Raw genomic sequence first — 25,382 nt, forward strand, 5'->3', positions numbered from 1 at the left:
GCCGGGAAGGTGCAGCCCGCAGGGACCTAGTGTCGCGGCCTGGCCGACGGACCATGCCCAGGCCGTCGGCCAGGCCGCGAGGGATTCCGGCGCGGGCCTGACGAACAGGCCGCCCCCGCCAGTCGGTGGCGGCGCCCGCGCCGGAAAACGGGGGCTGGGGTGGTGGGCCGTGCACCCGGGGGAGGGGAATGGATGAAGCAGGCCCACCACCCCAGCGAGGGGGTGCGGCCGGCTGCTGCCCGTGGGGGCGGTGGACCGGCCACACATCTAGTACGCCGAACCGCGGGTTTCTGTTACACCTGCGGTTCGGCCGGGGGCTGTCCGGCGGGTTCCTGGGGGAGCTCGTACATCGGCGAGAGGAACCTTCTCGCGGACACACGGGAGGCCAGCTCGTTCCGGAGCCGGCTCGCGGGGATGGGCCGCATGTCGAACTCGAGGGACCAGGTGGCCTCCCCGAAGGCGCTCTCGAAGCCCGGCAGGCCGTCTTCCGCGGCCGACCACAGGGCGGACAGGGCCCGCGCCCCGGGACCGGTCTCTGCGGCCTCCTGGGGGCCGTCCTGCGGCTGGACCACCATCATGTGCGGGCGCGGGGCGGGGCCTTCCGAGAGGGCGGGGTTGATGCGGGTGGTGAGCACGGACACGCCGGGCGGCAGAGGAAGGGACGGCGGCGCGCTGGTGTAGGCCTCCTGCACTGCCTTGCCGATCGCGGCGGCCAGCTGGCAGGAGAAGCACGAACCGCAGTCCTCCGCCGCCGGCTCGACGGCCTGGTCCGCCGCGGCGGCCGCATCGTCGGCCTCGACCGGATCGACCGTCGTGGCCTCGGCCCAGGTCTTCGGCCGCCGGGAAGCCGAGGCCTCGTGGTGGGCGATGAAGTCCTGCTCCTTCTCGGCCCTGCGTATGGCCAGCCGAAGAAGGTCGAGGTCCGCCTCGAGGGACGCCCGCCGCTCGGGGCTGACCTGGTACCAGTCGGGCATCTGCGCCCCGCCCTCGCCTGCCTGCTCGCGGAGCGTCTCGTAGTAGTGGCGGGTCAGATTCGGCGGGAGCATCGTGCGAGGGATTGCGGGCGTCTGGTTCGTCGTCATGCTCAAGGGAACGTCGTCGGGCCGAATTCTGTGACGGTTCGACCCCCACAGCGCCACGGCTCCGCGACGTCGGTACGTGGAACCCGCCCCGACCCGCGGCCCGGGCGACATCCTGTGCTCCATGAGTGATGAGATCGAGGTATCGGACGACGTCCCGGACCTTCCCCGCCCGAAGCACGAGCACCACGAGATCGCGATCCTCGGCGGCCGCGGGGAAGACGACCTGTCCATCGCCGGCGGGTACCTCACCGCGGGCGATCTCGTGGCCACGAGGTTCTTCGAGAGCCCTGACGACGGACTCGCCATCCCCGTCCTGTACCTGTACCGCCACAGCATCGAGCTGAGCCTGAAGTGGCTGGTCCGGATCTCCGCCCGCTGCGCGCTCCGTGACGGCTACGAGGGAGAGGAACGCCTGGACTCCGAGCGCATCGAGGAACGGCTGCGGAACACCCACAACATCCGGCAGCTCGCCGACTGTCTGGAGCGGTACCTGAACCTCCTCAGCAACTTCGGCTCGAACAACCGCATCGACCCGGCCACCTGGAAGACGCTGAAGTGGCTCGACAGCGAGGACCAGTACGGCGAGGCGTACCGGTACGCCGTCATCGGCAAGAAGCAGCCCGCCCCCGTCCGTCCGACCCAGGAGAACATCAACTTCTACGAGCAGGTCAACGCGCTCCACCAGCTCGCGGTCTCCCTGCAACACGGGTATGCGACCGAGCTGTACGAGTACGAGCAGTTCCAGCTGCAGGGGTTCTGACCCCCTGGGCGAAGCGGACGCTCTGGAAGCCGATGGCCCGGATCCCGCCGATGCCTGAGCGCAGCGAAGGCATCGGAAGTTCCTTGATGGTGGTGCTTGATCTTCCTACTAAAGGGGCCCAAGTCTGCGGAGACCGGCGTGGCGGCGACCGATAAGCCGGGGACCGGTTCACCGGGGACCGGAAACTGGTCCCCGGTGCGACCTGCGGAAACGCAGCAAGAAGCCCGGCCCTGGTGCTGCCGGGGCCGGGCTTGATGTGCTGCGGGGTCGTAGTGCCTACTCGGCCTCACGCTTGCGGGCCGCGGCCCGCTGCTTGTAGATGATCTTCCGATCCACGCCGGCCCGCTCGGCGATCTGCTCCGGGGACCACTCGTAGGGCGGCTTCGACAGCGTCAGTACGGCGTCCTGCATGAACCGCACGGCTTCAGCCCGGCGGGTCTGCGCGGCATGCACAAGCGGCGCGGCCTTCAGGAGATGCTGTTCGGCGCCCTCGATCCGGACGACGCCCAGGGCCTTCCCGATCTCGGCGAGCTCCTCGCTCGAACCCGCCGTCGGCAGCTCGCGGTTCTTGTCGCCGAACAGCAGCTTGGAGAGGGCGAACCGGTAGCCCCGGTTCGTCAGGCCGGCGGACGCGGCCAGGCCCAGGCGGGCCTCGTAGAACCAGAGGTGCGCGAGGGCCTGGTCGCGTTCCTTCAGGTACACGGCGAGCTCTGCGTCGGCCTGCTCGATGATCTGGGCGGCCCGAACGAGGAGGTCTTCCGGCGGGATGTAGATCACGCCAGACTTCTTGCGCCCGCCGATCTCCTCGATGAGCGCCGCCTTCGCCTGTTCGGCGATGGCGGAGTAGTCCGGAGCCTGGATCCGCGGGCCGTAGGTGATTCCAGCCTTGGGCATCTGGCTGTTCTCCGTCCAAACTGTGACGCTTCCTGCGCCATGCAGCGGCTGGGGCAACCCCATGCCGCCACGTCGACGGAATGCTACACCAAGGGAAATGTTGCAGGTCAAGGCCTTCGGTCGTCTACGGGGACCGTCCGGAAACGGAGCACGGCCCACCCGGCGCCGCCCACGCCCATGATCCACCCGCTCCCGTCCCGTACGGAGGCCTGGCCCGGAGCGGGCGCACCAGGGGTGTCCGTGGCAGCGGCCCGCCTGATCCCGCAGAGCGCGCCCTTCGGCAGCCGGCCCGCCCAGACCTCGAGCGGGCCCACGCGCAGCACCCGCCGGATCAATGCCGCCCCCAGGAGAACAGGGCATTGACCACGGTCTCGAAGAAGTCCGCGATGTACGCCACGGTGCTCCTGCGGTCCGACGCCGCCGGGACCCGCCCGCGCCGCTCCGGCAACGGCGCGGGCGCCTTCTTGTGCAGGTCGCCGAAGTTGGCGCGGCTCGCGCGAACCTCGGCACGCGTGGCCAGCTTCGCGAGCATCAGCGTGCGAGAGGCGACCGTGACGGTGCAGCCGATGACGCGGCGGCCGGATGCACCGCCGCAGATCCAGCCGGTCGACACCGGCACGCACCGAACCGTTCGCCAACCAGCGATCATGTACCGGCCGAACCGCTCGCCGACGTCACGGGACCAGCCGGAGGCGGTACGGCACGGTGTGGCAAACATGCCGAGGGCGATGGTGTACCGGAAGAGCGAGACACCGGCGCCGATGACTCGGGCTCGACCAGCGACACGCGCCCGGATGAGCTGCACGCGCAGCCGGTGCCCGCCCGCCCATCCGGCGAGGTACCACTTGGCGGTCAGAGGGACCACACGGGCGTGAGCAGGAGCAGTCATTGGGCCACCGCCGTCGCGGTACGGACGCCGTCCGGGGCGAGTTCGTAGAGGCGGCCGTCCGGGTAGTGCACCAGGACCTCGGTGGGCAGCTGCGGCCGGCGCACCTTCCACCCGGCCTCGTACGACTCCCGCGGGTGGTCCTCGAACCAGCTGTTGCACGTCGTGCAGGCGAGCAGCAGGTTGTGCGCCTGGTTGATCCACGCCTCCCTCGCGCCGCCCATGCCGCGGTTCACCCGGTGGTGGATCGTCAGGCCAGCCCGGCTTCCGCAGCGCACGCAGGCGCCGCCGTCCCGGGCGTGGACCAGGGCCTTCACCACGTCGGTGGGTCCGGTCCTTCGTCGCGCCTTCATCGTGCTGGACTCCTCGCCTGCCCCGGACGCCGGGCCGCGGTGATCACGGCCCTGATGAGTGCGCCGGGGCGAGGCGCGCAGAGTGAACGGCGGCCGCGCCTTGCGTCGCGCGTCGCTAGCGGGTGCCGCTTCCCCGGTACGTGGCGAGCCCCTTCGCCTCCGATCGCGTAGTCACCGCGGGCGACGGGTGGCGCGCCCCGTTGTACGCGGCTCGAGGGCGTGCGCCGAGGATGTCCTCCATGTACCCGGTCGGGGTGTCGGCCCACAGGGCGAAGGGGGTGTTGTGCCGGAGCTGCGAGATCACCAGGAGGTCGACGACGGTGTTGTCGTCGAGCGCGGCCAGGGCCGCACGGCGGTCGGCGGCCGGCGCGGCGGCCAGGTCCTCGTACTGGTCGAGGCGGGCGGTCCAGTCGGGGACGGCCGAGATCCGGGCGCACAGGCCGGAGGCGACGAGATTGCGGGCGCGGTCGACGAGACCGGCGAGACGGGTGCGGGGCGGCGTGTTGGTGGCGATCATGGGCGCGGACCGTAGAGGCGCGCGCCTCTACGGTCGCGTGCTGCCCCTCGAGCTCTCCCGGGCCGGGACCGAGAAGGGGAGCGGAGCGTCGGCCCGTCTACGGCGTCTGGCGAAGAGCCGCAGCGGCGCCGGGCCCCAGACCGCGCCTTCGGCCCCGGCGCGCGGCCGCCGCCCGGGGGCGCTCCGGGGCCGCCCGGTCGAGTTCGCCCACAGCGGCGGCTGCCGCCGCGGCGGCTGCACGGAGGTGGAGGGCGGCCGCGGGCGGCAGCCGGTCGGCGGCCGCCCTGCTGAGCGTCTCGACCGCGTCGAGGACGTCGTACATGGCCATGTCGCCCCACGGGCCGGCGTCGGCCAGCACGCTCGCGGTCTCCGCGATGATGTCGGCGTTCTCGTCGATGGTGGTCACGCTGGCTGAACGAGCTCCTAGGCGGGGACGGCACGGACCCGGCCCGGACGATGCGGCGGGCCGCCGGGGATCCGCGCCTATGGTCGCACGGCAGGCCCCGCCCCCAGGACGCTCGAAGCGGTCGTCGCCCCGCTGCCGGAAATCCGTCCATCGATCCGACCTGGACGGAAGGGTCAGGTCGTGCGGTGCTCGGCGAGCACCTGCTCGAGGGCGTCGAGGATCACGACGATGTCCTCGATCTTCAGGTAGGAGATCGAGAGCGTCGCAAGACCCGTCTCGTGGACGTGGATGTAGTACTCCGCGTACGTGGACTCGTCCTCGTAGGTGTACTCACCGGGCTCTGCGCCGGCGAACCCCGCCTCTCCTTCGTCGAACCAGTTCGTCCCGAAGACCTCCTCCAGCGCCTTGCCGACCGCGGCCTTCGGCACGTGCTCGAACTCGGCCGTGGCACGGCCGTGGTCGTCCAGGCAGACCTTCCCCTCGCCCTCTCCGGGCGTTGCCCAGCGCAGGGTGGGACCGTAGCAACGGCACCGTGGGTCGAGCGTGTCGAGGGCGGGGAAGGCTGCGGTGAATGCCTCCTGAGCGGCGGCCTGCTGGTCCTCCCAGGCAGTTCGCCAGTCCTCCAGTGCTTCCATCGTGCGCGGCTGCACGTTGCTCCCTTCCGCCCAGGCGCGAGGCCACCGTGTGGCAGCCGCGGGCGCGCCCGTGCAGAGAGGCACCCTGCACGGCATGAGGATCTTGTGTCCCCAGCCCGAGCGGGCACGTCCGGTAGCAGCGCTTTCGGGGGAAACGGCTGCGCCCCGGGCTTCCCCCGGGGCGCAGCGGCGTACGGCGGTGAGGCGGTCAGCCGGCGCTGCCTGCCGCACCGGTAGGCGGGCACTCGGGGTCGAAGGGGGAGCAGAACGTAGGCGTCGACGCCCCGGTCGGCTCGGTCGGGGAGACGGTGGTCGGCATCGTGGTGGGCGGGGCGGTGGTCGGCTTCGCGGTGGTGGGTCGGGGCGTGGGCGTCGCCGAGGTGGTCGGGGACGGCTTCGGCGCCGGCGAGGACCCGTGGGCGTCGGTGGCGAGAGCGAAGACCGCGAGCGCCAGAACCAGATAGGCGAGGCCGAAAAGGCCGATGATGGCCGCACGCAGCACACGCGAGGAGCAGAGGCACGGCTTCGGACAGTGGGTGTGGTCGGACACGGCTGACCTTTCGGTGGGAGGGCTGGTGGCAGGGACCGTGGCCGCCTCAGCACCCTTACGTCACGCCGTGCCCTGCTGCCCCTGCCCTCTCGCGTTCCGGAAGCGGGGGCGCTGCTCCCGGAACCGTTGATAGTGGGCCCCGAACCGTCGGCCCCGCCCCGCCCCGTCTCTTGGGGCGGGGCCGACGGTTCGGGACATCCCGGGCCGGGGTTAGGCGGCGGTATCGAAGTCGTCGCTGCCGAGGCCGGCGTACAGGTCGGGCCAGCGGTACAGGTAGGCGGTGTAGTCGGTCACCCGGGGCTGCCAGCGGAGGTTCGGCATGCGGTAGGAGAAGAGCGCTCCGAGGACGGCCCCGGCCATGATCGGCGGGACGACGTCGGCGGGCTGCTGAAAGGCGCTGCTGCGGGCGCCCTGCCAGGGGTGCGCCGGGCGGAAGCCGACGAGGAGACCGGCCTCTCCGGGGGTGAGGCGCAGTCCGTCGCTCACCCGGTACCAGGTGCGCGCCTTGCCGGTCAGACAGTTGGAGGGCCGGTCGGCGGAGAACTCGTTGCCGCCCTTGGGACGGCCGGTGACCGGGTCGACAGGCCGCGCGCCCCGGGTGTTGATGCGCTCGCCGGGGCCCCAGCCGAGGGCCTGGGCCATCGACGTGACGGGGACGTCGGGGGCCTCGGGGAGTTGGAGGACCGTGCTCGGACCGGCGATGAGGAAGACGCGCTCACGGCGGGAGGCGAGGCCGAACTCGGACGCCTCCAGCACCCCGTAGGCGCCGCCCGCGAAGACGCCGTCTCCCTGGCCGCCCCGCAGCTCCAGGGAGATGTCCTGGAGGATCTGCTGGGGGAGGCGGTGGGACTGCTCCATGGCGACGAACTCCAGGAGCGCACCGGCGGCGAGCATCCCGAAGGTCCAGATGAGGACTTCGGCCATGAGGCCGATGCGGGGGTCAGTGAGCGGGGCGAGCTGGGCGCGCAGGTCGTCCCAGGTGAGGCCCGAGCGGGGCGCGAAGCCGTCGTGGTAGCCGTTCTTCTCGCACTGGTCGGGGTCGTCGCAGTCGTCGCCGTACTCGTAGTCGATGTCATCCGGCGGGCAGAAGCCGCCCGCCTCGGAGCACTGGGCGAGGACGCGACAGAGGATGTCGATGTTCTCCCGCTCGCGGCCGGAGTGCTTGCCAGCGGGGGAGAACGGGGGGCACGGGGGCCCGAAGATCGCGGCGCTCACCTCGCGCAGGGCGTAGTGCTCGGGGTCCATGGTGGTGACGTCGGCGCAGATGCGGAAGTGACCGGCGGCGCGGGCGGTGGCGCACGCGTCCTTGGAGATGTCGATGCCGACGACGTCGACGTTGAGGCCGAGGACGGTGGTCATGCCCTCGGACCAGCCGCCCGGGCCGGCGAAGACCTCCAGGACGCGGATGGGGTCGCCGGGGAGGCGGGGGAGGAACCAGCGGCCGGGGTAGGGTGCGGCGGCTTCGTCGAGGACGGCCATGACGTTGGGTGGGACGGGACGCCCGTTCTGGCGGGCGAGGGTGCCGACGTGTACGGCGGTGGCGACGGCCGGGGTCAGGGTCCGCATGGGGTGCTCCTCGGTTCGGTGTGTCGGTGGTGCTCTCCACCAACACACCGAATGTTATACCAAGGGAAATTCCTGGGGTAGTCCACCAGCTGAACACACCCCGGCGCGGGCCCGCCCTAGGACAGCGGGGCCAGCGGCAACCACAGCGGCGTGGGCCACCCACGCCCTTCCCTCTCCACCTCCTCCGGCGTGCGCAGAGCGTCCGGCAGGAAACCGAAGCAGGCGTATGGAGCCAGGGCCTCCACGGCCTCCAGCACCTCGACCACCTCGGACAGGCTGGCAGGGTCACGCGCCCCCCACCGGTCCGCCAGCTCCGGCGGCACACCGCCCAGCACGGACCCACCCCCGTGGTTGCTCTCCTCCTCGAAGTCCCGCAGCACCACCCCCTCGGCGTCCCGGATCGAGTGCGGGAACAGACGCGTCTCGCCGTCCTCACGGCTGCGGGTGAGCACGAGACACGCACCCGCCGGGAACTGGGCGTGGAGCGTGGCGGCGACGAGCGCCAGCACCTTTCCACCGACGGTACGCGCGTGCTCGACGGCCGTCTCGAAAGCGGCCAACGGCGACTTCGCAGGCATGGGTGTCCTTCCAGGAGAGAGGGCGCCCCGTCGGTCGCGGGACGCCCGTACGGGTCAGCGGGTGAGGCGCGGGGCGAGGGAGACGAGGAAGTCGACGCCGACACCGTGCAGCTCGACGGACACGGGCGTCGTGTCGTGAGCCCGGCCGCCCGGATCGGCCGCAGGAACGGCGTGCCCGTACACCCCCGGCCGCGTCCCGAACGACAGCCCGCCCCTACCGGGTTCCTGCTGCACATCCACGTACCGCCCCAGGAACGCGGCCATACGCCGCTCCAACCGGCCCCCGATGCCGTCCAGGGCCCGCGCCGGCGTCAGCTCCGCCCGCTCGGGCAGGAACAGGGCGCACGCCCGCTCCACGGCACGCACGGGCCCCGTGATCTGCACGTCGCACACCGGCTTGGCGCCGTGCAGGGTCGCCGAGTACCGCACCCCGCCCGCACCCCACGCCACCGTCGACGCGTTCACCAGCAACCCGGCCCGCTCCCACGTGGCCGCGCCCTGGGCACGCATCGCGGCACCGATCTCGTACAGCAGCCGGTGCCGCGCCGCCGCCGCGTCCGTGACTCTGGCGGCGGCCTCGTCGTCGGCGACGGGCAGGACCAGGCGCAGCGCCTCCCGTGCGACCCGGCCCGGGGCGGTGGAGCGGACCACGAGGTCCGGCCTGGTCGGCTCCCGGCCGGGGAGCTGCCAACCCACCTCCGTGTTCCAGCTGTGGCCGTTGGCGACGAGGACCAGGGCGCGCTCGCCCTGCACCAGGCGGGCGGCGGGATGCCGGGCCGTCCACCACGGCCGGTAGGGCTCGGCGATCCAACCGGAGCCGGCACGGGCGGGAAGCAGAGCGGCCACGCGCTCGGCGAGCGTGAGGGCGGGGCAGTCGGGACGGGCGGGGGCGGTCGCGGGCAGGGCCATGGCGGCGGGGCCTTTCGGGAGACGGCCGCGCCCCGGGTGAGAGCGGGGCGCGGCCGGGCGGGAGAAGGTCAGACCAGGTGGGCGACGGCGGTGAGCAGCAGATCGACACCGAGGCCGGAGAACTCGGCGACGACCGGGCGGGAGTCGTCCGCGTAGTCCGTCGGCTCGGCCTTGTCGGGCAGCGCGATCCACCCCGACGGCTCGTCCCGGCGCCCGAACCCGACCATGTCGTCGTCGAGTGACCGGAGCTGCGGGAACCGGCCCGTCAGATGCCGGGTGAACTCGCTCCCCGCGTCGTCTGGGGCGTGACCTTCCGGGGAGGGCAGCACGACCGGCAGGAAGGCGTACAGGCCCTCCAGGGGGCTGCTGTAGGACAGCGTCAGGTTCCCGGAGCCCAGGAACGCCCACAGGCCCCAGCCGGGATCCCCGGGCAGACCCCACGTCACGCCGACGCGGTCGATACGGCTCCGGCCCTCCGGGTGCGCCCCGTGGTCGATGAGAGCGGACGTCACCTCGTTCAGGCCCTGCACGGCGTCGATGAGGACCTGCTCCGGCCCGTGGGCGGCCTCCGTGGTCCGGGCGGCTTCCCGCTCCAGGCGGGGCAGGACGACGCGGAGCACGAGCGCGGCTAGGTCCGGGGCCGGGGTGGTGACGGCGACGACCATGTCGGGCGCGGTGGTGAGCATGCCGGGGCGGTCGGCGTAGACCTGGACGCGGTCGTCGCGGGTGACCACCTCCAGGGCGCGGCCGTTCTGCACCAGGCGGGCCGTAGGGGCGTCCGTGCGGTCGCCCGGCGGGACGGATTCGACCTTCCATGCCGTGCCCCGGCGGGCGGGCAGGAGGTCCGCGAGCGCGTCGGTTATCGGGACGCTCGTGACGAAGGTGGTGGCCATGGTGTTCCTTCTCTTCGGTGGTCCGGCGCGGTGCTCTCCGGCCGGGGTATGTGGCCGGGGCGGGGACGCTTGTGTCGCGCCCCGGCCCCGGGTGCCGGCTCAGGTGGTGATCTGCAAGCCGGGCGGGTCGAACGAGACGACGAGCTTGCTGTCGTCACCCACCTCGTGCGCGGCGGCGTGGTCGGCCAGGAAGTTCCGGCAGGTGTCCCCGTAGTCCAGTTCCACGTCGTGGGTGCTGCCGTCGGAGAACCTGACGAGCACCTCCTCCACGGACCAGCCGTATCCGTCGTCGAACTCGCTGGTGGCGAAGACGGCCTGGGTAGGCGCACCGTGCTCGGCGAGGGTCTCCTCGTCGAGCACGTCCAGCACCGCGCCCTCAACATGCCGGGGCAGGACGCGGTCGACGTGCTGCTCCATCAGCCGTTCGATCTCGCGGTAGGAGGTCCGGAGCGTCTCGTACGGCATCGGCCCTGTCGGTGTGATGGCGTCCCGGGCGAGTTCCTCTCGGATCACGTCCGCGACCACGACCGCTACGTAGGCGAGTCCTGTGCTGGGGTCGGCGTCCGTGAGCGTGGTCAGTTCCTCGGCGTCTTCGTTTCTGATGTGCAGCTCGCCGGCCGGGCTCACGGCGAGCGTGAAGCCGTCGTGGTGCCCGTCGCGGTGGCGTATGGAGCCGCTGGCCTTCCATCGGCCGATCGGCACGGTCTCCCAGTCCCGTCCGAGGATCTGCACGGTGGCCGTGGCGAGGTCGAAGATGGTGAAGGTGGTGGCCAGGCTGGAGGTCAGCTTGGACATGAGGCGTCCTTTCCGGGGGAGGGGGGAGGTCAGCCGTAGAGCAGCTGGTGCAGGGCGGTGTCTCCGGCCCCGTGGGCGATCTCACTGGCCACGGAGTCGGCAGACGCCTGGAAGCACTCGGCTGTGATGTCTTCGAAGGTGGCGTCCGGGTTGTCCAAGAGGGTCAGGACCGCGTTCAGGGCGAAGGTGTCGGCGTAGTCGGCGTGGGCTCCCTTGCGCAGGTGTGCGGCGCCTTCGTCGATCGCCCAGTTCACCGCCGCCTCAACCTGTGAGCGGGTCCAGGTTCGTCCGTCGTCTTTCGGCTCCGGGATCTCGTCCTCGGTGCTGATGACGTCCCTGACCGCGTCGTGCAGTACGTCCACGTCCCCCGGGCTCAGATGGGGGTCGTTCAGGTGTGCCAGGGTCGCGGCCATGGGCCAGGTGAAGCGGATGTGCTGGAGAGGGACGGGCGCCTCAGCGGCGGTCATCTGGAAGCCGTCGTTGAGAGCGGCAACGATCTCGGGGAGTGTGAACTTCGTGGTGCTCATGGCGGGTCCGTTCCAGGGGTCGCGGGTCTCAGGAGGTCGGGGTGGTTCGCAGCGCGTCAAGGCGGGCGAGGACGGCGCGCGCGATGGTGCCCATGTGCTGGCCGTGCTCGTTGGTTGTGCGTTCGGCGAACCGGTCGCGGGCGGTGAGCATGAGGAACGTGGTGGGGCTGCCGTCCGGGTGGGCCAGGCAGGCGAGCTGCTGCGGGGTGGCGTCGAGGAGGTCGCGGGCCATCTCCTCGATGGCCGGGTGGTCGAGGAGGAGGGCGGTGGCTTCGCCGTGGGCGGGCTCGATGGTGATGCTCATGGGTGCGGGTCCTTCGGGCTCGGGTGGGGCGGCGGTGGGGCCGCGCCCCGGGGCGGCTCGTACGTCCGGCCCCGGGACACGGCAGCAGCAGGTGCCTAGCGGCCGGTGACGGCGCGGACGGCGGCGGCGACCTGGGCGGCGAGGAAGTCGAGCCCGTCGGGCGCGGACGCCCCGACGAGGAACACGCCGCCGTCGCAGTGCTCCACGCCGTCGGGCAGCTTCGGGTCCTCGGGCCAGTCGTCACCCGCGTACCGGGAGAACTCGATGTAGAGGTCCCCCTCCTCGTCGATCAGGAGCGTGAACTTGCCGATGTACGGGCCGGAGAGGGTGCCGGTGATGCCCCAGTACCCGGACTCGGCGAGCCAGTCGGGGCCGAGAAGCCGTGAGGCGGCGCGGGCGATGTCGGAGACGCTGAACGGGTACTCAGTGCCCGGGGCGGGTGTGTACTCGCCGCGCTCGTCGAACAGCTGGACCGGCGCGGGCACGGCGTGGCCCTGGCACTCGTCGTGATCGTCGTGCGCCTCCACGGCGGTGACGGCGGCGTCGGGGTGCCCGGCGGCGGTCAGGACGGCCGCGTAGGCGTCCAGCTCGGCGCAGCCCATCGGGGCAGCGAGGTCGACGGCGCGCTCATGGGTCGCGGCGGCGAAGAGAGCGAGGACGTCGGCGGGGGAAGCCGGGACGTGGGGCATTGGTATTCCTCCAGGCGGGTTCTGGTTCATGAGGGGCTGCGGCTGAGTCCGGCGCGGTGCTCTCCGGCCGGGGCTAGGAGAGGGAGGCGAGCAGCGGGGCCACGAACGTGCGGGCGACGTCCAGAGCGGGCGGCCGCCAGTGCGGCGAGTCGAGAAGGTGTTGCCACAGGTGCGCGGTCATGGGCACGGTGCGCGCGCCGTCGTAGTCGGGTACCGCGCCCGGGTTGAACATGCCGTTGATGTCGATGTGCTGGCCGTTCGGGTGGACCACAACAACGTGGTCGAGCTGGCAGGCGCACAAGCCCTCGGCTATGTCGTCGTCGCCGCACAGGTCGGAGTCGTAGATGCACTCGTCATCGGCGAGCAGAGCCATGGGCCATCCGGTGGCGTCGGAGACCGCACGGGCCAGGGCGTGGCACTGACCGCTCGTGAACGCGACGCGTGCGACCTCGTTGATGTGACCGGGCGTGAGGGCGAAGCTCGTACCGTCGGCCCCGCGAACTGTGACGGTCGACGCGGCGATGTCGACGGCGCGCTCATGGGTCGCGGTGGCGAAGAGGGCGAGGACGTCGGCGGGGGAGGCCGGGGTGTGGGTCATGGGTGTTCCTCCGGTGACGGGCCCTGGTGTGCTCTCACCAGGTAGGTACGTCGGGCGGGCCGATCCTGTGACGGCCCGCCCGACGGGCCGGGTCAGTGCTGGTTGCAGGGGCGGGCGTTGTCGATGCGGACCTCGTCGGCCAGGCGCATCAGGTCGCGCCAGGTGAGCAGCACCTGGGCCAGCCAGCCAGCGAGCCGTTCCGCCTGGTGCGCCGTGTCGTCGTGCAGCTGGGTGAGCCGGTTGCGCAGGTTGAGTTCGCGCAGCGCGAGGGGCGGCGAGAAGGGGTTCATCGGGTCGGGGAAGGGCAGCGGGCGGCCGGTGAGCGGCTGGAGGACGTAGTTGGTGAAGTCGGCCGGGAACCGGGTCTGCGGGTGTTCTTCGGCGAGGGTGTCGGCCTTCCACAGGGCCTCGGTGACCTCGGTCGGTACGGAGATGTATGGGCGGGGCTGTTCGGCGTCGAGGGCGAGCGCGGCGATGTCGAGGAGTCCGGCGATGCGGAGGAGGACGGTCATGGTGGTGGGGTCGGCGTAGCGGCTGCGGGCGGTGGCGGCGATGATCCGGGCCCGCTCGGCGGCCTCGCCGTGAAGGGCGTGGGGCGTGGTGGTGGGCATGGGGTCTCCGTTCGGGAGGGCGTAGGGGGGCCGGGGCGCGGCAGGGGGGAGGGGGTGCCGCGCCCCGGCGGTATGGGGTGGGTCAGGCGGCGGCGAGCGCGGCGCGGGCGGCCTTGAAGGCGGGCTTGCGCGGCTTGTAGGTGGCGACGATCGCGGCGACCTGTTCGCGGGTGTAGCGGTAGACGGTGGTGGCCTTGCGGAGGAACCCGTCGGAGGTGCGGCGGGAGCGGGCGCGGCGGCCCTTGATGGCGTTCTTCTTCGCGTGCTTCCGGAGGGTGTCGACCATGCTCTTGGCGTCCTCGGAGGGGAGGCCGACGGCCAGGACGTGGGTGGTGAGGGAGCGGGCTCCGGTGCGGACGCGGTGCGCGGCGATGAGGGTGGCGCGGCGGGCGCGGGCGGCGGCGCGGTGGGCGCGGGTGCGGTTGCGCAGGTCGGTGCTGTGGCGCTTGGCCATGGGTGCTCCTCGGTTCGGTGGTGTCGGCGGTGCTCTCCGCCAACAAGAAGAATGTTATACCAAGGTAAATCTTGAGGGAAGCCTTTCCCGTGAACTTTCCGAACTCCCTCCGGCGTCCGGGGCGGTGCGGGGCCGCTCCGGCACCACCCCGGACGCCTCGTCAGAACAGTGGCTGCTGCGGTTCGGAGGCCTTCGCCGACTGGGGTGCGGAACGCGTCCGACGAGCGCGCGGCGCGTCCCCGAACAGGGCGTCCGTGCCGTTCGCGTGCTGGGTAGCCACGGGCCGCCGCACATCCGCCGCGTCCACCAGGGCGTCATCAGCGCTGCCGTCGAAGTCGGCGCGGCGCATGGTGGACCAGTTGATGCCCTGAGGGCTGGGGACAGTGCTCACGGGGCCTCTCCTATCTCGGGAACAGGGCCGGGCGCGGGCTGCGCCCCGGCGGGGGAGGACTGTCAGGCGGCAGCGGTGAGGCCAGCGCGGGGAGTGGCGGACTCCTCGCGCATCTCGCGAGCGGTGTCACGCACCGTGGCCATGACCTCCTCGGCCTGACCCGGGGTGAGCTGCTCGGCACCCTCGCGCGGCCCCTCCTCGGCCTCCACTACGGCGAACACGGCCGCGAATATCTCGGCGGCCAACAGGCGCGCCCCCTTCATTCGCTGACTGACGGAGCCGGACTTGGCGGCGGCGAACTCCTCGCGGGCCGCCGCGACCTTCTGCCCGTAGTACAGAGCGGAGCCCCACCCGTTTTCGACGTACTCGCGCCGGACGGTGGTCTCCGCGATGTGCAGTCCGTCGCGGATCGCACAGTTAGCCTGCCCGCGCTCCATCAGGCCGTCGCGGACGTACTTGTTCACGACGTCGCGGGCGGCTCGTTCGGTGGCGCTCATCTTCCGGGCCATGTGATTGGGTCCTCTCGTGTGCCGTACGGGGGCCGGGGCGCGGCACGGACGCCTCGGCAGGGTGGCGGGGTGTCAGCGGCTGGTACGGGCCGCGTCGGGGCCGCAGAGGCGGTTGCCCATGAGGTGACAGTTCCACCCGCTCTCGTCTTCGTCGATCCGGCCGTCGGCGTTGTCGTCCCCGAGTCCCTGGGCGACCTCCACCGACCAGCGGGGGGCGACCAGGCCCGTGGGCGCGGCGGGGCGCTTGTGCTCGGGGAGAAAGTCCGCCGGGGTGGCGTCGGAAGAGCCGATGAACCCGAGGGCGCCGAGCATGGCGGCCGCCGCCATGCCGGACAGGACTGTGGAGGGGCGGGGGAGACGCATGGGGTGTTCCTCTCGTCGGCGGTGGCCCCGGTGCTCTCCGGGGCGGGGGTGGGGCGGTGCGCCCTGCGCCTGTTCCGGCGGTTTGCCGGCCTGGGGGCGGGGCGCACCGCCCGCCGGGGGTGGCGGGCGGTGCGGGGAGGGTCAGCCGAACTCGCGGCGTTCCCGCATGACGTCGGCGACGGTGAGGCCGACGAGGTCGTTCCGGTGCTGGGCGTGGATGATGGCGCGCTCCCGGCGGGTCATCTCCTCCGCCCGCCGACGGAACGTCGCGTACTGCTCCTTCACCTCGGCGTCGGTGAGCTCCGCGAGGCGGGCGGTGCGGGCGAGGATGGCGGCGCGCTGGATGTCGGCTGCGACCGCTTCGGCGGCGGCGACGACCAGGTCGGACGGCTTGGTGAGGCTGACGGGCATGGGGTGCTCCTCGTTTCGGTGGCGGCCCCGGTGCTCTCCGGGACCCTGCGGCGCGAACCGCCGAGGAGAACGTTATACCAAGGAGAATGAAGCGCAACCCCTGAATCGAAACTTTCTGAGTTACACCAGCTCAGGCGGCATGAGATGGAGGGTACCCAATCCGATTAATTTCTCTTGGTTGCACATTCTCATTCGGTTGGGTACGGTGGCACTCGCCACTACGGCACGGCCGGGACGAGCATCCCGACCACACCAAACCGAGGAGCACCCATGGCTACTGCCACCACGCCGACGACCGACATCCGAAGCGCCGACGAACTCATCACCCTGGCCGACGCCTTCAACCTCAGCGTCACCGTCAAGAGCACGACCAACGAGGACGTCACCACCCACACCGTGCGCATCACCGTCCCCGTCCCGGCCCCGCTCGCCGGCACGGAGCGCGGCCGCGAACTCCTCGCCTCCGCCGCCGTGATGCAGTGGGCCAAGAGCACCGGCAAGGGGGCCCGCGCACGCCGTGTGAGCGCCACCGCCGAAACCAGCACGGGCCAGACCCAGCTCCTCACCCTCGCCGCCATCGACTTGGCCATCCGCGACATGGGCCAGGCCGCCGCCGAGTACGCCCGAGAGACCGCCCCCCGCACCGCCGACGTCCACAACGCCCCCCACGCCCTCTACTTCGGCGACAACCGGCGCGGATCCGGCTTCTCCGCCGACCACATCCGCAAGATCGTCAGCAACCGGCGGTTCGCGGGCCGCTTCACCCACCTGGACGACGACGGAACCGTCCACTGCGGCACCCACCGCTACGTCCCCCAGCCCGGCCCGGCGCGCACCAAGACGCCCGCACCCCAGGACCGCCAGCACCTGCGCATCGTCAACGGTGGCACCCCCCAGCTCATCCCCACCCCTGAGGCGCTCGCGGAGATCAACCACGCCATGATGGGCGGCAAGAGCGACGTACGTCGCATGTCCGCGTCCCGTGATGAGGCCTTCATCTCCTACAAGGACCCGGCGCGCGGCACGGTGATACTGCGGCCCGTCCACGAGGGCGACTACCCCTCGGTGCTGCCGGAGCGGCCCACGGACGACGAGCTCGCCGGCCAGATCACCGACGGATACCGCGCGTTCCTCGCCCGAACGTTCTCCGCCGTCGCAGACAACACCGCCATCCCGGTCTGCGCCGACATGCTCCGCCCCGGCATGGACGTCGTCTCGGCCGTCCGCCAGGAGCAGCGCACCGTAAGCACGGTGACGCGCTACACCGGCCCGGGCACCCCCTCGGTGACCGCCTACTGGGTGTGCCGCGTCCCCACCGACAGCGTCAGCGGCGACGCCCGCACCTTCCCGCCCGACTTCCATCTGATCGTGACCCGCGAGTCCCTCCACCGCCTGTACGGCACCCTGCCCAGCCGCCCGGCCGCCGAGGTCCTCGCCGCCGACCCGATCCCCGCCAGCGCATCCGTCCTCGACGGCATGCCCGGACGCGAGCTCACCCGCGAAGAGCTCCGCCGCTCATACGTGGCCCTCCCCTACACCAGCTACCTCGTCCAGCTCCGCGACGCGGGCCGCTGGATCCTGCCCAACCACGACGACGGCGCCCACATGATGCGCGGCCACGTCGCCCTCGCCCTGCGCCGGACACTCGACGACGCCCCCGGAACCGCCCGGGCCACCGTGGACACCGACGGCACCGTCTACGTCTCCAACGGCCGCCAGGCAGCCCGCTACATCCCGGCGCCGCTGATCACCGCCTACGACTCCGACCACTGCCCGGGCTGCTCCACCCCGTACGCCACGAACGGCGACGGCCCGTGCACCGGCGGCCGGTCCCTCAGCGCGGAGGAGCGCCGGCGGGCCGCGGAGAAGGATCAGATGCGCGCCGTCGCCTACGCCGGCCGCTGGTGGGCCGAGCAGGGAACCGACACCCCCACCGACGACGCGATGCGCGAGGCGTTCAAGCGCTCCGGGTCGCAGCCTCGTCCGGAGCTGTACCCGACCATCCGCGCGGCCATCGCTGCGAACATGCCCCCGGTGGCCGCCGCGCCCCTGTTCGCCGCCCACGCGGCCCACAAGGCCGTCATGCAAGCCGCCTCCCTGACGCCCAGGGATGTGCAGAACCTCGCCCACCACGTTGAGGAGCTGCGCCGCGCCGCCCCCGCCCGCCTTCACACCCAGCTCCACGCGGCCGCCGTCGCCGCTGACGATGCGTGGCCCCTGCTCAAGACCGCCAGCACCCCGACCGAGCAGGACGAAGCGAACGACCGGGCCCGCCACGCCCTCGTCGCCTGCCGCGCTGCGATCCTGGCCGTCGCCCCCCGCGCCCACCGGATGCACGGCACGGACCTGCCCGCCACGGATGCCGCGATTCGGGTTGCCGCCCGCGCGTACAACGCTGCCGACAGCACCCCCGAGGAGCTACTCGGTACCGAGTACGGCCCGGTCGCAGTCCGCGTGCAGTGCCGCGCCGACATCGGCAGCGGCGGGAAGATCACGGCCGTCATCACGGCCGGAGTCGACAACGCGCTGGGCGGGTTCATCCCCGCACACCCGCCGCTGGTCGTGAAGTTCACCCGCCAGGACGACCGGCTCGACCCCGCCGAGAACGCCCGGAAGGCCATCGGCCCCATGTTCCGGGTGGACGTCCCCGTCGACTACGTCGTCGACCGCTCCTGACCGACCCGGCGCCGCCCGATCCGGACCCGCCGGGCGGCGCCGCGGGCAGGCCACACGCCTCGTACGCGCCCGCGCGCGTAGGACGGTCCAGAAAGTCCAGAAACCCCGCCCGTCCTCGTCTGTGAGGCGGGCGACGCAAGGGGCCTTGTGCGGCCCCAATCCCCCGGCGAGAGCACGCCGGTACCCGATGAGAGGAACCCCTGATGACCATTCTGTCGAGGACGGTTACGGACCTGGCCGGGAACGGCTATCACATGCGGACGGTGAACGGCGGCACCCCGGAGCGGATCCGCTCACCCAAGGCGGTGCAGGAAGTCAACTACGCCCGGGAGCTGGGCAAGATCCAGCGCGCGGCAGGGGGCTTCGACCTGTACACCCGTCCCCCGGTCGAGGTCATCCTCGGCGAGGACGGGCACAGCGTGCGCATCGACTACCACGGCGTGCAGGGCGTGGTGGAGCTGAGGCCGGCGACGGGCGCGGAGTCCGTGGCCGTGGTGAAGCCGGAGGCGGAGCGGTACGAGGACGGACAGCGGGTCATCGTCCGGGGCACCTGGTACGAGTCCATGTCTCGCCGCACGTTCGTCCTGCCGGAGTACGAGGGCACGATCGTGGGCTGGTACGGCAGCGGGTACAGCGTGCGGGCCGTGGAGCCCGACGAGGACGGCGTGACGTACGGGGTGCGGAAGTGCCAGGTTCGGGAGCTGCGCCCCGCCGTGCCACCCATGGAGCCCCGGGAGACGGGCCCGGTCGAGTACTTCACGCCCGGGTCCCGCGAAGAGCGAATCCACGCAACCCGGCTGGAAGCGCTGGACGCGGCCCGGAACGCGATCACGGCGGAGCAGGCGCGGCAGATCCTTGCCAGGGCCGGACACTCCGAGTGGGCGGAGGGCCGCGAGGGCTTTCGGTTCCGGACGAACCGCCACCTGGTGGCGCTCAGCGCGGTGTACGCCAACGGTGACATGTGGCACGAGCGGATGAGCACGTACGGGGAGCTGTTCGACCGGGCGGGGTGGATCGTGGAGCACGGTCGAGGGTTCCACGGGACGTACCTGCGGCTGATCTCGTCCTACGGGGAGGTGCGGGAAGCCATCCGGGAGGCGATGCGGCGCCTGGTGGAGGCCGCGCACGGTGAGGCGCTTGCGGAGAACGCGCGGCGGAACGGCGACACGGAGGGCACGCATCCCGGACTCGCACAGGATCCGAACGTTGTGGCTGTGCTCGAAGTACTGCGGGCGGCCGGGGTGCCGCTGGCCATGGTCCCCCGTCAGAAGTTGTCGGACCGGGAGCGGTACAGCAAGCGGGGACCTCAGGGCGCGCTCATCACCCGACTCCGCGTCGGCCGGCTCCTTGAAGTGCATTGGGGAATCGACGGGGCGTTCGACGAGAGGCACCCGCTTCACCGTGCAAGCCGTGTTCGGCCCGTGCGGAACACGGCGCTGGAGGAGATCGCGCAGGTGCTTCGCGGCGCAGGGTGGTACGTCGACCTTGTGATGAACCGCATCACCAGCACGCCGATGGTCCGGCGGCTGATCGTGTCGCCCCCGGCCGCCAACGCCGCTCAGGACCACGACGCGTAAGTCTCGCTTCATCCCCCGGCGGCCGTTCCGCTTCAAGGGGCGCCGCCGGGCCCTGTACGCCCCTCTCCCGGCCCGTACGCCCGCCGGTGCCCCCCTCGGGGTTCCTGGTGTGCCGTTCGCCGCTCTCACGAAGGCTCAGCCCATGTCCCTGCCTGCCCTGTTCGACGTCCCGGCCAGCTCGCCGGCCGTCCCCGTCGCCTCCGGCCCGTCCGGTGTCACCGTCCTGTCGTACGGACTCGGCGCGGACTCCACGGCGATCCTGCTGCGGTTCCTCGCCCACCCGGAGCGGTACGGGCTCCGGCCGGACCTGTCCGACCTGGTGGTCGTACATGCGGTCACCGGCGACGAATGGCCCGACTCCCTGGACTACGTAGAGCGCCTGGTGCTCCCGCGCCTGCGGGCCGCCAGGGTGCGCCTGGTGCAGATCGCCCGGGGAGGCCAGGAGGACGCCGACGGGGTGGTGATCTTGGACGACTCCCGTGCGCCGCGCCGGGTCTTCGCTCATGGCCCGTGGCGGTTGTCGGACGAGCTGCGTTCCGCAGGGACCGTGCCCCAGATGGCCAACGGGAACCGGACGTGCTCGATACGGGCGAAGGGTTTCTGTCTGGACGCGTGGGCGGCCGCCGAGTTCGGCACGGCGTGGTTCCGGCGGACGATCGGCTACCACGCCGGCGAGATCGGCCGGGCGGAGAAGGACTCTCGGATCCAGGACGGGTTGAACGCGGCGGCCGGGCGCACCCTGTGCGAGCCGTACTATCCGCTGATCCACGAGGGGATGGACCGGGCCGCGGTGGAGGCGTACGTCCTTGAGGAGCTCGGCGAGCCCATCCGGAAGTCGTACTGTGCGATGTGTTGCTTCAGCGGGGTGTGCGCCTCCCGCGATGCCCACGAGGACCGGCTGAGGCGACACCCGAGGATCGCGGCGGACGTGCTGCGCCTGGAGTACGTCTCCCAGGCCCTGAACGAGAAGGTCGCGCTGTACGGCACGACGTCGTTGCGGAGCCGGCTGACCGAGGATGGGCGGAACGCGGCCGTCGTTGAGGAGTTTGCCCGGTCCCTGGCGCGTGCTCCGCATGCGGTGTACGAGGTGCGGCGTATCTACTTTGCGGCCCGTACGGCGGACTGCCGGACGTGGCACGGCCAGGACTGTCGTGCGCCGCGGTGGTGGTGCCGTCAGCCCCGTACGGAGCACTGCGCCCGGGCGCATCCCGTGGCGGAGCTCGGACCGTGGTGTGCCGGAGCGGAGGCGTGCCGGGGCGAGGCACGGAAGGGGCAGGCGTGGCGGTCGGTGCGTACCGTGCACGAGGGTGACCGGGCCGGGACCGAGGCGTACGTGTGGGCGATGGCGGCTGAGCACGGGATGCGCTTCGAGGCGGGCGAGCACTCGGGGATCGAGCGGGCCCACTACCTGACCGAGGGCGACGGCTACCCGACGGCGTCCGCGTACCTGGTGGCGGCGCCGGCGGGGGTGCACGACAAGCAGCGGCCGCGGTTCGAGGAGCGGTTTACGGCGTTGACGGGCCGGGACGGGACGGTGGGGATGCCGGTGCGGGAGCTGCCGGAGCCGCGACCGCGCCGGGCGACGGCCGGGCGCCCGCTCGTACGGCCGGCGGAGTCCTTGATCCCTCCCCGCTGAGGCGACGGATCTTCGGCAACCCCTAGACACGATTTCCCTTGGTCCTATATTCTTCTCTTGTCGGCGGGAGAGCACCCGCCGAACCGAATCGAGGAGCACCCATGCACCTTCTTGTGGCGGTGAAGTCCTGGCCGGAACTGGCCGAAGACCACGGCGAACCGCGCGTGATCATGCACTGCAAGTCGGCGTCGACCGCCGTCCCCCGGGAACAGCACGCGGCCTACGCGCACAACATCGCGAGCGGCAAGACCCTCCGGGAGACCGGGCTTCGCGCCGTACGAGGGCCGGGCTGGCGGCAGCACATCCGCGTCGCCGAGTACATCGAACCCGTGACCGGTGAGCGCCGGTTCGCCCTCGACTTCTGGACCGACCACGGCAAGTGGTTCGTGGCCGACCACAGCGTCCTCGCGGTGGTGGAGGCGGCCTACTACGCCGCCGTGCGTGCCGAGGCGCAGCGGCCCTGCATCGCGGTGCTGCCCGAGCGCACCGGCCTGACCCCGGATGCCTACTTCGACCTGACCGACGTCGCCTGATCGATCCGGTTCTTCACGCCGGGGCGCGACCGTACAGGGCGCGCCCCGGCACCCTCCCCCAACTCGCCAGACCTCACCGAGGAGAACCCGGCATGTCCAAGAGCATCGACGAAGCCACCCGCACCATCCATCTCCAGGGCATCGGACGTGTGCCCGCCGCCCCCGGGCACGAACTGATCGTCGGCGACCAACTCATGTACAACGGCGGCGGCGTCTGCCAGATCACCAAGATCGTGGCCGCGTCACCCCAGTTCCTCCTCATCACGGAGATGAACACGGAGACCGGCGAGGAGAACAGCCGCAGGGTCAAGAAGACCCGCATGGTCGCCCGCGTCCCGGAGACCGCCCGACGGGCCCTCGGCTTCGACGCCCCCGCCACCGACTACAGCGCCCAGGTCCGGGCCCCCGAGGGCGACGAGTGGGTCACCGTGGGCCACGGCGCCACCGCCGAGGAGGCGATTTCGGGTCTCACCCCCTCGAAGCAGGTGCCCACGTACTTCGGCACGGTCATGCTCGACCGCCACGGCCTCGGCTACACGGCCGCCAACCCCGACGGCCGTGCCCGCAGCGTCCAGGCCATGATGGCCGGCGAGACCCTCACCGCGGCTGACGGCCACAGCTTCCGCATCCTGCCGCCCGAGCAGCCGGAGCCGGCGGCCGCCGCTGAGGAAACCGTCCCGGCCGTGCCGTTCACCGTCGGCTCCGCTCTGCTGTACGTGCCGGAGGACGGCATGGAGCGGGACGTCGTCCTCCTGAACTCCGGGCCGGACGGGGACGGCACCGTCGAAGTCCTCAGCGTCAAGCAGGGCGGCAAGCCGCTCCGCGTCCCCCTCGCCATGCTGAAGGAGCTGCCCGAGCTGCCCCCGGCGCCCGAGGGCGTCCCCACCGACTACTGGACCGTCACGGACAAGGACGGCCAGCAGGTGACCCTCGTACGGGCCGAGACCCTGGAAGGCGCCCGCGGCGAGGTGGAGAAGGACCCGCAAGCCGCCGCAGTCGCCAGGCGTCTCGGTGGGCTGTCCTACCGCAGGCTGCGCACGTCCGAGCTTCCCCCGGAGATCCGGGCCGCCGTGGAGGCCGACATCGCTGGGCGTGATGGCCGGTGGGCCGTCATGGACCGGGCGGGAAACCTGATCACCACGGTGCAGGCGACCAGCTACAACCACGCCGTGCAGGTGGCCGACCAGGACCCGACGGTGCAGGCCGCATCACCCGGGTCGGGCGGCCTGATCTTCATGCGCGCCCGGGTTGAGGAGCCCGCCCCGGCGCCCCGCGTGGTCTCGGTTCACCAGACGGGCGGCCGCACCGTCACGGTCACGGCCGGGTTCACCCGGAAGTCGATCCCCACCCGCCTGCGGGAGTCCGGCGCCCCCGGCGAGATGGTCAACGGCAGCACCGGCGCCCTGCGGTGGCGCCTCCCGAACGGCGAGGAACTGACACCGGGCGAGGCCGCCAAGCGGTTCCTCGGCGACGCCTGACCCTGCCTTCCGCCGGGGGCGCGGCCCGCTCTGCGCCCCCGGCCCTACCGCTCCCTCCGGCACCCACAGAAGGGCCTGACCCGATGAGCACCACCACCCCCGCCGCGCCCCAGCTTCTCCCCGAGCACACCCGCGTTCTGCGTACCTCCGACGGCCGGTTCGGCACCGTCACCGCGCACGGCGCCGAAGGAAACGTCATCACCTGGGACGGAGCCCCGCGGCCCGCCAGTGTCCAGTACACCCGGGACGAGCTGGTCGAGCACGCCTATCGGGTGTTCCTCCCCGTCCAGCACTGCATGTGCTGCGGCGACCTCGTCGACGCCGGCGACACCCAGGAGGGATACACGACCTGCTGCAACGACCGGGCATGCACATGCGCTGCCGTGGACGGCGCTTACGAGTGCGGCACGGAGCAGCCAGCCGAGGCGCAGGCCGAACAGCGCGCCCAGGAACTGAACCGGGCGGCGTACCTCGACGGCAACTCCAACACCCCGGCTCTGCGGGTGGGAGGGCTCGCGGTGCACGTGTACCGCAGCGCGGAGCGTGATCAGTTCATCGTCTCGGTCCACCCGGACACCGGCGACATCCCCGACGACCTCCTCAGCCCGACGGGAAACGTCCCCTTGCAGATCACGGTCGGCGACGCCGTGGTCTACGACGCCCGCTGAATCACCCGCCGGAGGCGCGGCCCGCGCTGCGCCCCGGTCCATCCCGAACACTCTGGAGAGCTCATGGCCACACCGGCCCTGCCTCACGACCCGTACATCGTCTCCGTCGTCGCCGCCCTGTCTGCGGCCCGCGTCGAGCCCACGTGTGTGGAGACCCTCGACCGCGAGATCGACCGGTACGACACCGGGCTGTACGCCGATCTGGCGCCCACGCTGTCCGCGCTCCTGATCTGGAACGGCGAGGCCAGCGCCGCACCGGGGGGCAGTGTCGCCCTCGTCTGGGAGCACCCGGAGGAGCGGTGGCAGTGGGCTCCACTGGTGGTGCCGGGCGTCCTTGAGGACCTGGAGCCGCTGCCGCTGCACCGGTGGGCTGACCCGGCGGCGGTGGTGGACGTCGTGCGGGTGCTCCTCGCCGGCCTGCCCGTTCCCGTCGCCGACGACCCGCGCCTGTTCCCGGGGTGGGTGGACGCCGGCGAAGCCGTCCGCCGGTGGACAACATCCCGCTGACCCCTTCCCCCGGCATTTCCCTTGGTATAACATTCTTCTTGTTGGTGGAGAGCACCACCGACACCCCGAACCGAGGAACACCCGCAGAGGAGACGTACGTGTCTGCCGTATCCCCAGCTCCCGCCGAGAAGTTCAAGCGCGTCCGTGAGCTCGTCGACGCCGCCGAAGCCCACGCCGAGAACGGCGCCGCGCACCGGGCCATGGAGAGCCTCGTCGACGCCGCCGTGGTGATCCATCACCTGCTCGACCCCAACCCCGGCCAGACTTGGGCCTCCCGGTCCCTGGAGGGCGCCGTACGGCTCGTGGAGGGTGCGAAGTACCGCCGGACGCCGGAGCAGATCGCCGGGGCGCCGATCGTGCAGGACGCCATCGGCCAGCACGCTCCCGAGATCCGCGCCCTGGGCGAGACGGCGGCGCTGGCGGAACGGCGGTATCGGGCCGCCCTGATCGAGTGGATCACGCGCGACTGGACGTGCCGCTGCCTGGTGAGCTGCGCGGACGATCCGGCGACGGCGTGCAGCCTGTCCGGCCGCGAGCACGTCCACCCGGAGATCCCCAGCCTTCCCGGCGTGTTCGGGCCGTGCCCGCAGCACCCGGACGCCCCCGGCGACAAGTAGCCGCCTGCC

32 protein-coding genes are annotated in these 25,382 nt (G+C 71.9%); 9 read left to right on the forward strand and 23 right to left on the reverse strand.

Annotation, left to right across the window (positions count from 1 at the left end; genetic code table 11):
* Positions 1-293: 293 nt before the first annotated feature.
* On the reverse strand, positions 294-1,082 hold the full coding sequence (locus HHL19_RS35680; RefSeq protein WP_169094572.1) for a hypothetical protein: 789 nt from the start codon (positions 1,080-1,082) through the stop codon (positions 294-296).
* Positions 1,083-1,203: 121 nt separating this feature from the next.
* Between HHL19_RS35680 and HHL19_RS35685 the strand changes: the two genes are divergently transcribed.
* A complete protein-coding gene (locus HHL19_RS35685; RefSeq protein ID WP_169094573.1) occupies positions 1,204-1,842 on the forward strand; it encodes a hypothetical protein in 639 nt (212 codons plus the stop codon).
* A gap of 276 nt (positions 1,843-2,118) precedes the next feature.
* Here the strand turns inward: HHL19_RS35685 and HHL19_RS35690 are convergent, their stop codons facing one another.
* The 22 genes from HHL19_RS35690 to HHL19_RS35795 all read right to left on the reverse strand — a co-directional run bounded on the left by HHL19_RS35690 (position 2,119) and on the right by HHL19_RS35795 (position 15,681).
* Positions 2,119-2,736: a hypothetical protein gene (locus HHL19_RS35690; protein ID WP_169094574.1), complete on the reverse strand. Its 618-nt coding sequence runs from the start codon at positions 2,734-2,736 to the stop codon at positions 2,119-2,121.
* A gap of 331 nt (positions 2,737-3,067) precedes the next feature.
* On the reverse strand, positions 3,068-3,541 hold the full coding sequence (locus HHL19_RS35695) for a hypothetical protein (RefSeq protein ID WP_169094575.1): 474 nt from the start codon (positions 3,539-3,541) through the stop codon (positions 3,068-3,070).
* An 80-nt stretch (positions 3,542-3,621) separates the two neighbouring features.
* The gene (locus tag HHL19_RS35700; RefSeq protein WP_169094576.1) at positions 3,622-3,975 is read right to left on the reverse strand and encodes an HNH endonuclease signature motif containing protein; all 354 of its coding nucleotides are present in this window, start codon (positions 3,973-3,975) and stop codon (positions 3,622-3,624) included.
* A 115-nt stretch (positions 3,976-4,090) separates the two neighbouring features.
* A complete protein-coding gene (locus HHL19_RS35705; RefSeq protein WP_169094577.1) occupies positions 4,091-4,492 on the reverse strand; it encodes a hypothetical protein in 402 nt (133 codons plus the stop codon).
* A 97-nt stretch (positions 4,493-4,589) separates the two neighbouring features.
* Positions 4,590-4,898 (reverse strand): hypothetical protein, encoded by a 309-nt coding sequence (locus HHL19_RS35710; protein ID WP_169094578.1) that lies wholly within the window; start codon positions 4,896-4,898, stop codon positions 4,590-4,592.
* A 173-nt stretch (positions 4,899-5,071) separates the two neighbouring features.
* Positions 5,072-5,548 (reverse strand): hypothetical protein, encoded by a 477-nt coding sequence (locus HHL19_RS35715; protein ID WP_169094579.1) that lies wholly within the window; start codon positions 5,546-5,548, stop codon positions 5,072-5,074.
* A gap of 193 nt (positions 5,549-5,741) precedes the next feature.
* Positions 5,742-6,083 (reverse strand): hypothetical protein, encoded by a 342-nt coding sequence (locus HHL19_RS35720; RefSeq protein ID WP_169094580.1) that lies wholly within the window; start codon positions 6,081-6,083, stop codon positions 5,742-5,744.
* A 210-nt stretch (positions 6,084-6,293) separates the two neighbouring features.
* Positions 6,294-7,649: a DNA cytosine methyltransferase gene (locus HHL19_RS35725; protein ID WP_169094581.1), complete on the reverse strand. Its 1,356-nt coding sequence runs from the start codon at positions 7,647-7,649 to the stop codon at positions 6,294-6,296.
* A 116-nt stretch (positions 7,650-7,765) separates the two neighbouring features.
* A complete protein-coding gene (locus HHL19_RS35730) occupies positions 7,766-8,227 on the reverse strand; it encodes a hypothetical protein (RefSeq protein ID WP_169094582.1) in 462 nt (153 codons plus the stop codon).
* 54 nt (positions 8,228-8,281) lie between these two features.
* Entirely contained in the window at positions 8,282-9,136 is an 855-nt protein-coding gene (locus HHL19_RS35735; protein ID WP_169094583.1) for a hypothetical protein, read from the reverse strand.
* A gap of 68 nt (positions 9,137-9,204) precedes the next feature.
* Complete coding sequence (locus tag HHL19_RS38350; protein WP_169094584.1) at positions 9,205-10,029, reverse strand: hypothetical protein; 825 nt, start codon at positions 10,027-10,029, stop codon at positions 9,205-9,207.
* A gap of 99 nt (positions 10,030-10,128) precedes the next feature.
* A complete protein-coding gene (locus HHL19_RS35745) occupies positions 10,129-10,824 on the reverse strand; it encodes a hypothetical protein (protein WP_169094585.1) in 696 nt (231 codons plus the stop codon).
* A 29-nt stretch (positions 10,825-10,853) separates the two neighbouring features.
* Entirely contained in the window at positions 10,854-11,351 is a 498-nt protein-coding gene (locus tag HHL19_RS35750) for a hypothetical protein (protein ID WP_169094586.1), read from the reverse strand.
* Between the two features lie 28 nt (positions 11,352-11,379).
* Positions 11,380-11,655 (reverse strand): hypothetical protein, encoded by a 276-nt coding sequence (locus tag HHL19_RS35755; protein ID WP_169094587.1) that lies wholly within the window; start codon positions 11,653-11,655, stop codon positions 11,380-11,382.
* Positions 11,656-11,750: 95 nt separating this feature from the next.
* Positions 11,751-12,344, reverse strand: coding sequence for a hypothetical protein (locus HHL19_RS35760; protein ID WP_169094588.1), 594 nt, complete (start codon positions 12,342-12,344; stop codon positions 11,751-11,753).
* Positions 12,345-12,417: 73 nt separating this feature from the next.
* On the reverse strand, positions 12,418-12,942 hold the full coding sequence (locus tag HHL19_RS35765; protein ID WP_169094589.1) for a hypothetical protein: 525 nt from the start codon (positions 12,940-12,942) through the stop codon (positions 12,418-12,420).
* A gap of 92 nt (positions 12,943-13,034) precedes the next feature.
* Positions 13,035-13,553, reverse strand: a complete 519-nt coding sequence (locus tag HHL19_RS35770) for a hypothetical protein (RefSeq protein WP_169094590.1) — start codon at positions 13,551-13,553, stop codon at positions 13,035-13,037.
* An 82-nt stretch (positions 13,554-13,635) separates the two neighbouring features.
* Complete coding sequence (locus tag HHL19_RS35775; protein ID WP_169094591.1) at positions 13,636-14,007, reverse strand: hypothetical protein; 372 nt, start codon at positions 14,005-14,007, stop codon at positions 13,636-13,638.
* 160 nt (positions 14,008-14,167) lie between these two features.
* The gene (locus tag HHL19_RS35780) at positions 14,168-14,398 is read right to left on the reverse strand and encodes a hypothetical protein (RefSeq protein ID WP_169094592.1); all 231 of its coding nucleotides are present in this window, start codon (positions 14,396-14,398) and stop codon (positions 14,168-14,170) included.
* Positions 14,399-14,460: 62 nt separating this feature from the next.
* Positions 14,461-14,907 (reverse strand): hypothetical protein, encoded by a 447-nt coding sequence (locus HHL19_RS35785; RefSeq protein WP_169094593.1) that lies wholly within the window; start codon positions 14,905-14,907, stop codon positions 14,461-14,463.
* A 72-nt stretch (positions 14,908-14,979) separates the two neighbouring features.
* On the reverse strand, positions 14,980-15,270 hold the full coding sequence (locus HHL19_RS35790; RefSeq protein ID WP_169094481.1) for a hypothetical protein: 291 nt from the start codon (positions 15,268-15,270) through the stop codon (positions 14,980-14,982).
* 141 nt (positions 15,271-15,411) lie between these two features.
* Entirely contained in the window at positions 15,412-15,681 is a 270-nt protein-coding gene (locus tag HHL19_RS35795) for a hypothetical protein (RefSeq protein ID WP_169094594.1), read from the reverse strand.
* Between the two features lie 270 nt (positions 15,682-15,951).
* Between HHL19_RS35795 and HHL19_RS35800 the strand changes: the two genes are divergently transcribed.
* From HHL19_RS35800 to HHL19_RS35835, 8 genes are all read left to right on the forward strand, one after another.
* A complete protein-coding gene (locus tag HHL19_RS35800) occupies positions 15,952-18,357 on the forward strand; it encodes a hypothetical protein (RefSeq protein ID WP_169094595.1) in 2,406 nt (801 codons plus the stop codon).
* Between the two features lie 203 nt (positions 18,358-18,560).
* Entirely contained in the window at positions 18,561-19,934 is a 1,374-nt protein-coding gene (locus tag HHL19_RS35805; RefSeq protein WP_169094596.1) for a hypothetical protein, read from the forward strand.
* Between the two features lie 142 nt (positions 19,935-20,076).
* Positions 20,077-21,570 carry a hypothetical protein gene (locus HHL19_RS35810; RefSeq protein WP_169094597.1) on the forward strand — a complete coding sequence of 498 codons (1,494 nt, stop codon included), beginning with the start codon at positions 20,077-20,079 and terminating at the stop codon, positions 21,568-21,570.
* Positions 21,571-21,671: 101 nt separating this feature from the next.
* Positions 21,672-22,103: a hypothetical protein gene (locus tag HHL19_RS35815; RefSeq protein WP_169094598.1), complete on the forward strand. Its 432-nt coding sequence runs from the start codon at positions 21,672-21,674 to the stop codon at positions 22,101-22,103.
* 92 nt (positions 22,104-22,195) lie between these two features.
* Positions 22,196-23,581, forward strand: coding sequence for a hypothetical protein (locus tag HHL19_RS35820; protein WP_169094599.1), 1,386 nt, complete (start codon positions 22,196-22,198; stop codon positions 23,579-23,581).
* 83 nt (positions 23,582-23,664) lie between these two features.
* Complete coding sequence (locus HHL19_RS35825; protein ID WP_169094600.1) at positions 23,665-24,249, forward strand: hypothetical protein; 585 nt, start codon at positions 23,665-23,667, stop codon at positions 24,247-24,249.
* 63 nt (positions 24,250-24,312) lie between these two features.
* The gene (locus HHL19_RS35830) at positions 24,313-24,756 is read left to right on the forward strand and encodes a hypothetical protein (RefSeq protein WP_169094601.1); all 444 of its coding nucleotides are present in this window, start codon (positions 24,313-24,315) and stop codon (positions 24,754-24,756) included.
* 98 nt (positions 24,757-24,854) lie between these two features.
* Positions 24,855-25,373 carry a hypothetical protein gene (locus HHL19_RS35835; RefSeq protein WP_169094602.1) on the forward strand — a complete coding sequence of 173 codons (519 nt, stop codon included), beginning with the start codon at positions 24,855-24,857 and terminating at the stop codon, positions 25,371-25,373.
* Positions 25,374-25,382 lie beyond the last annotated feature (9 nt).

This window comes from Streptomyces sp. R302, assembly GCF_012927245.1.
Classification (GTDB): domain Bacteria; phylum Actinomycetota; class Actinomycetes; order Streptomycetales; family Streptomycetaceae; genus Streptomyces.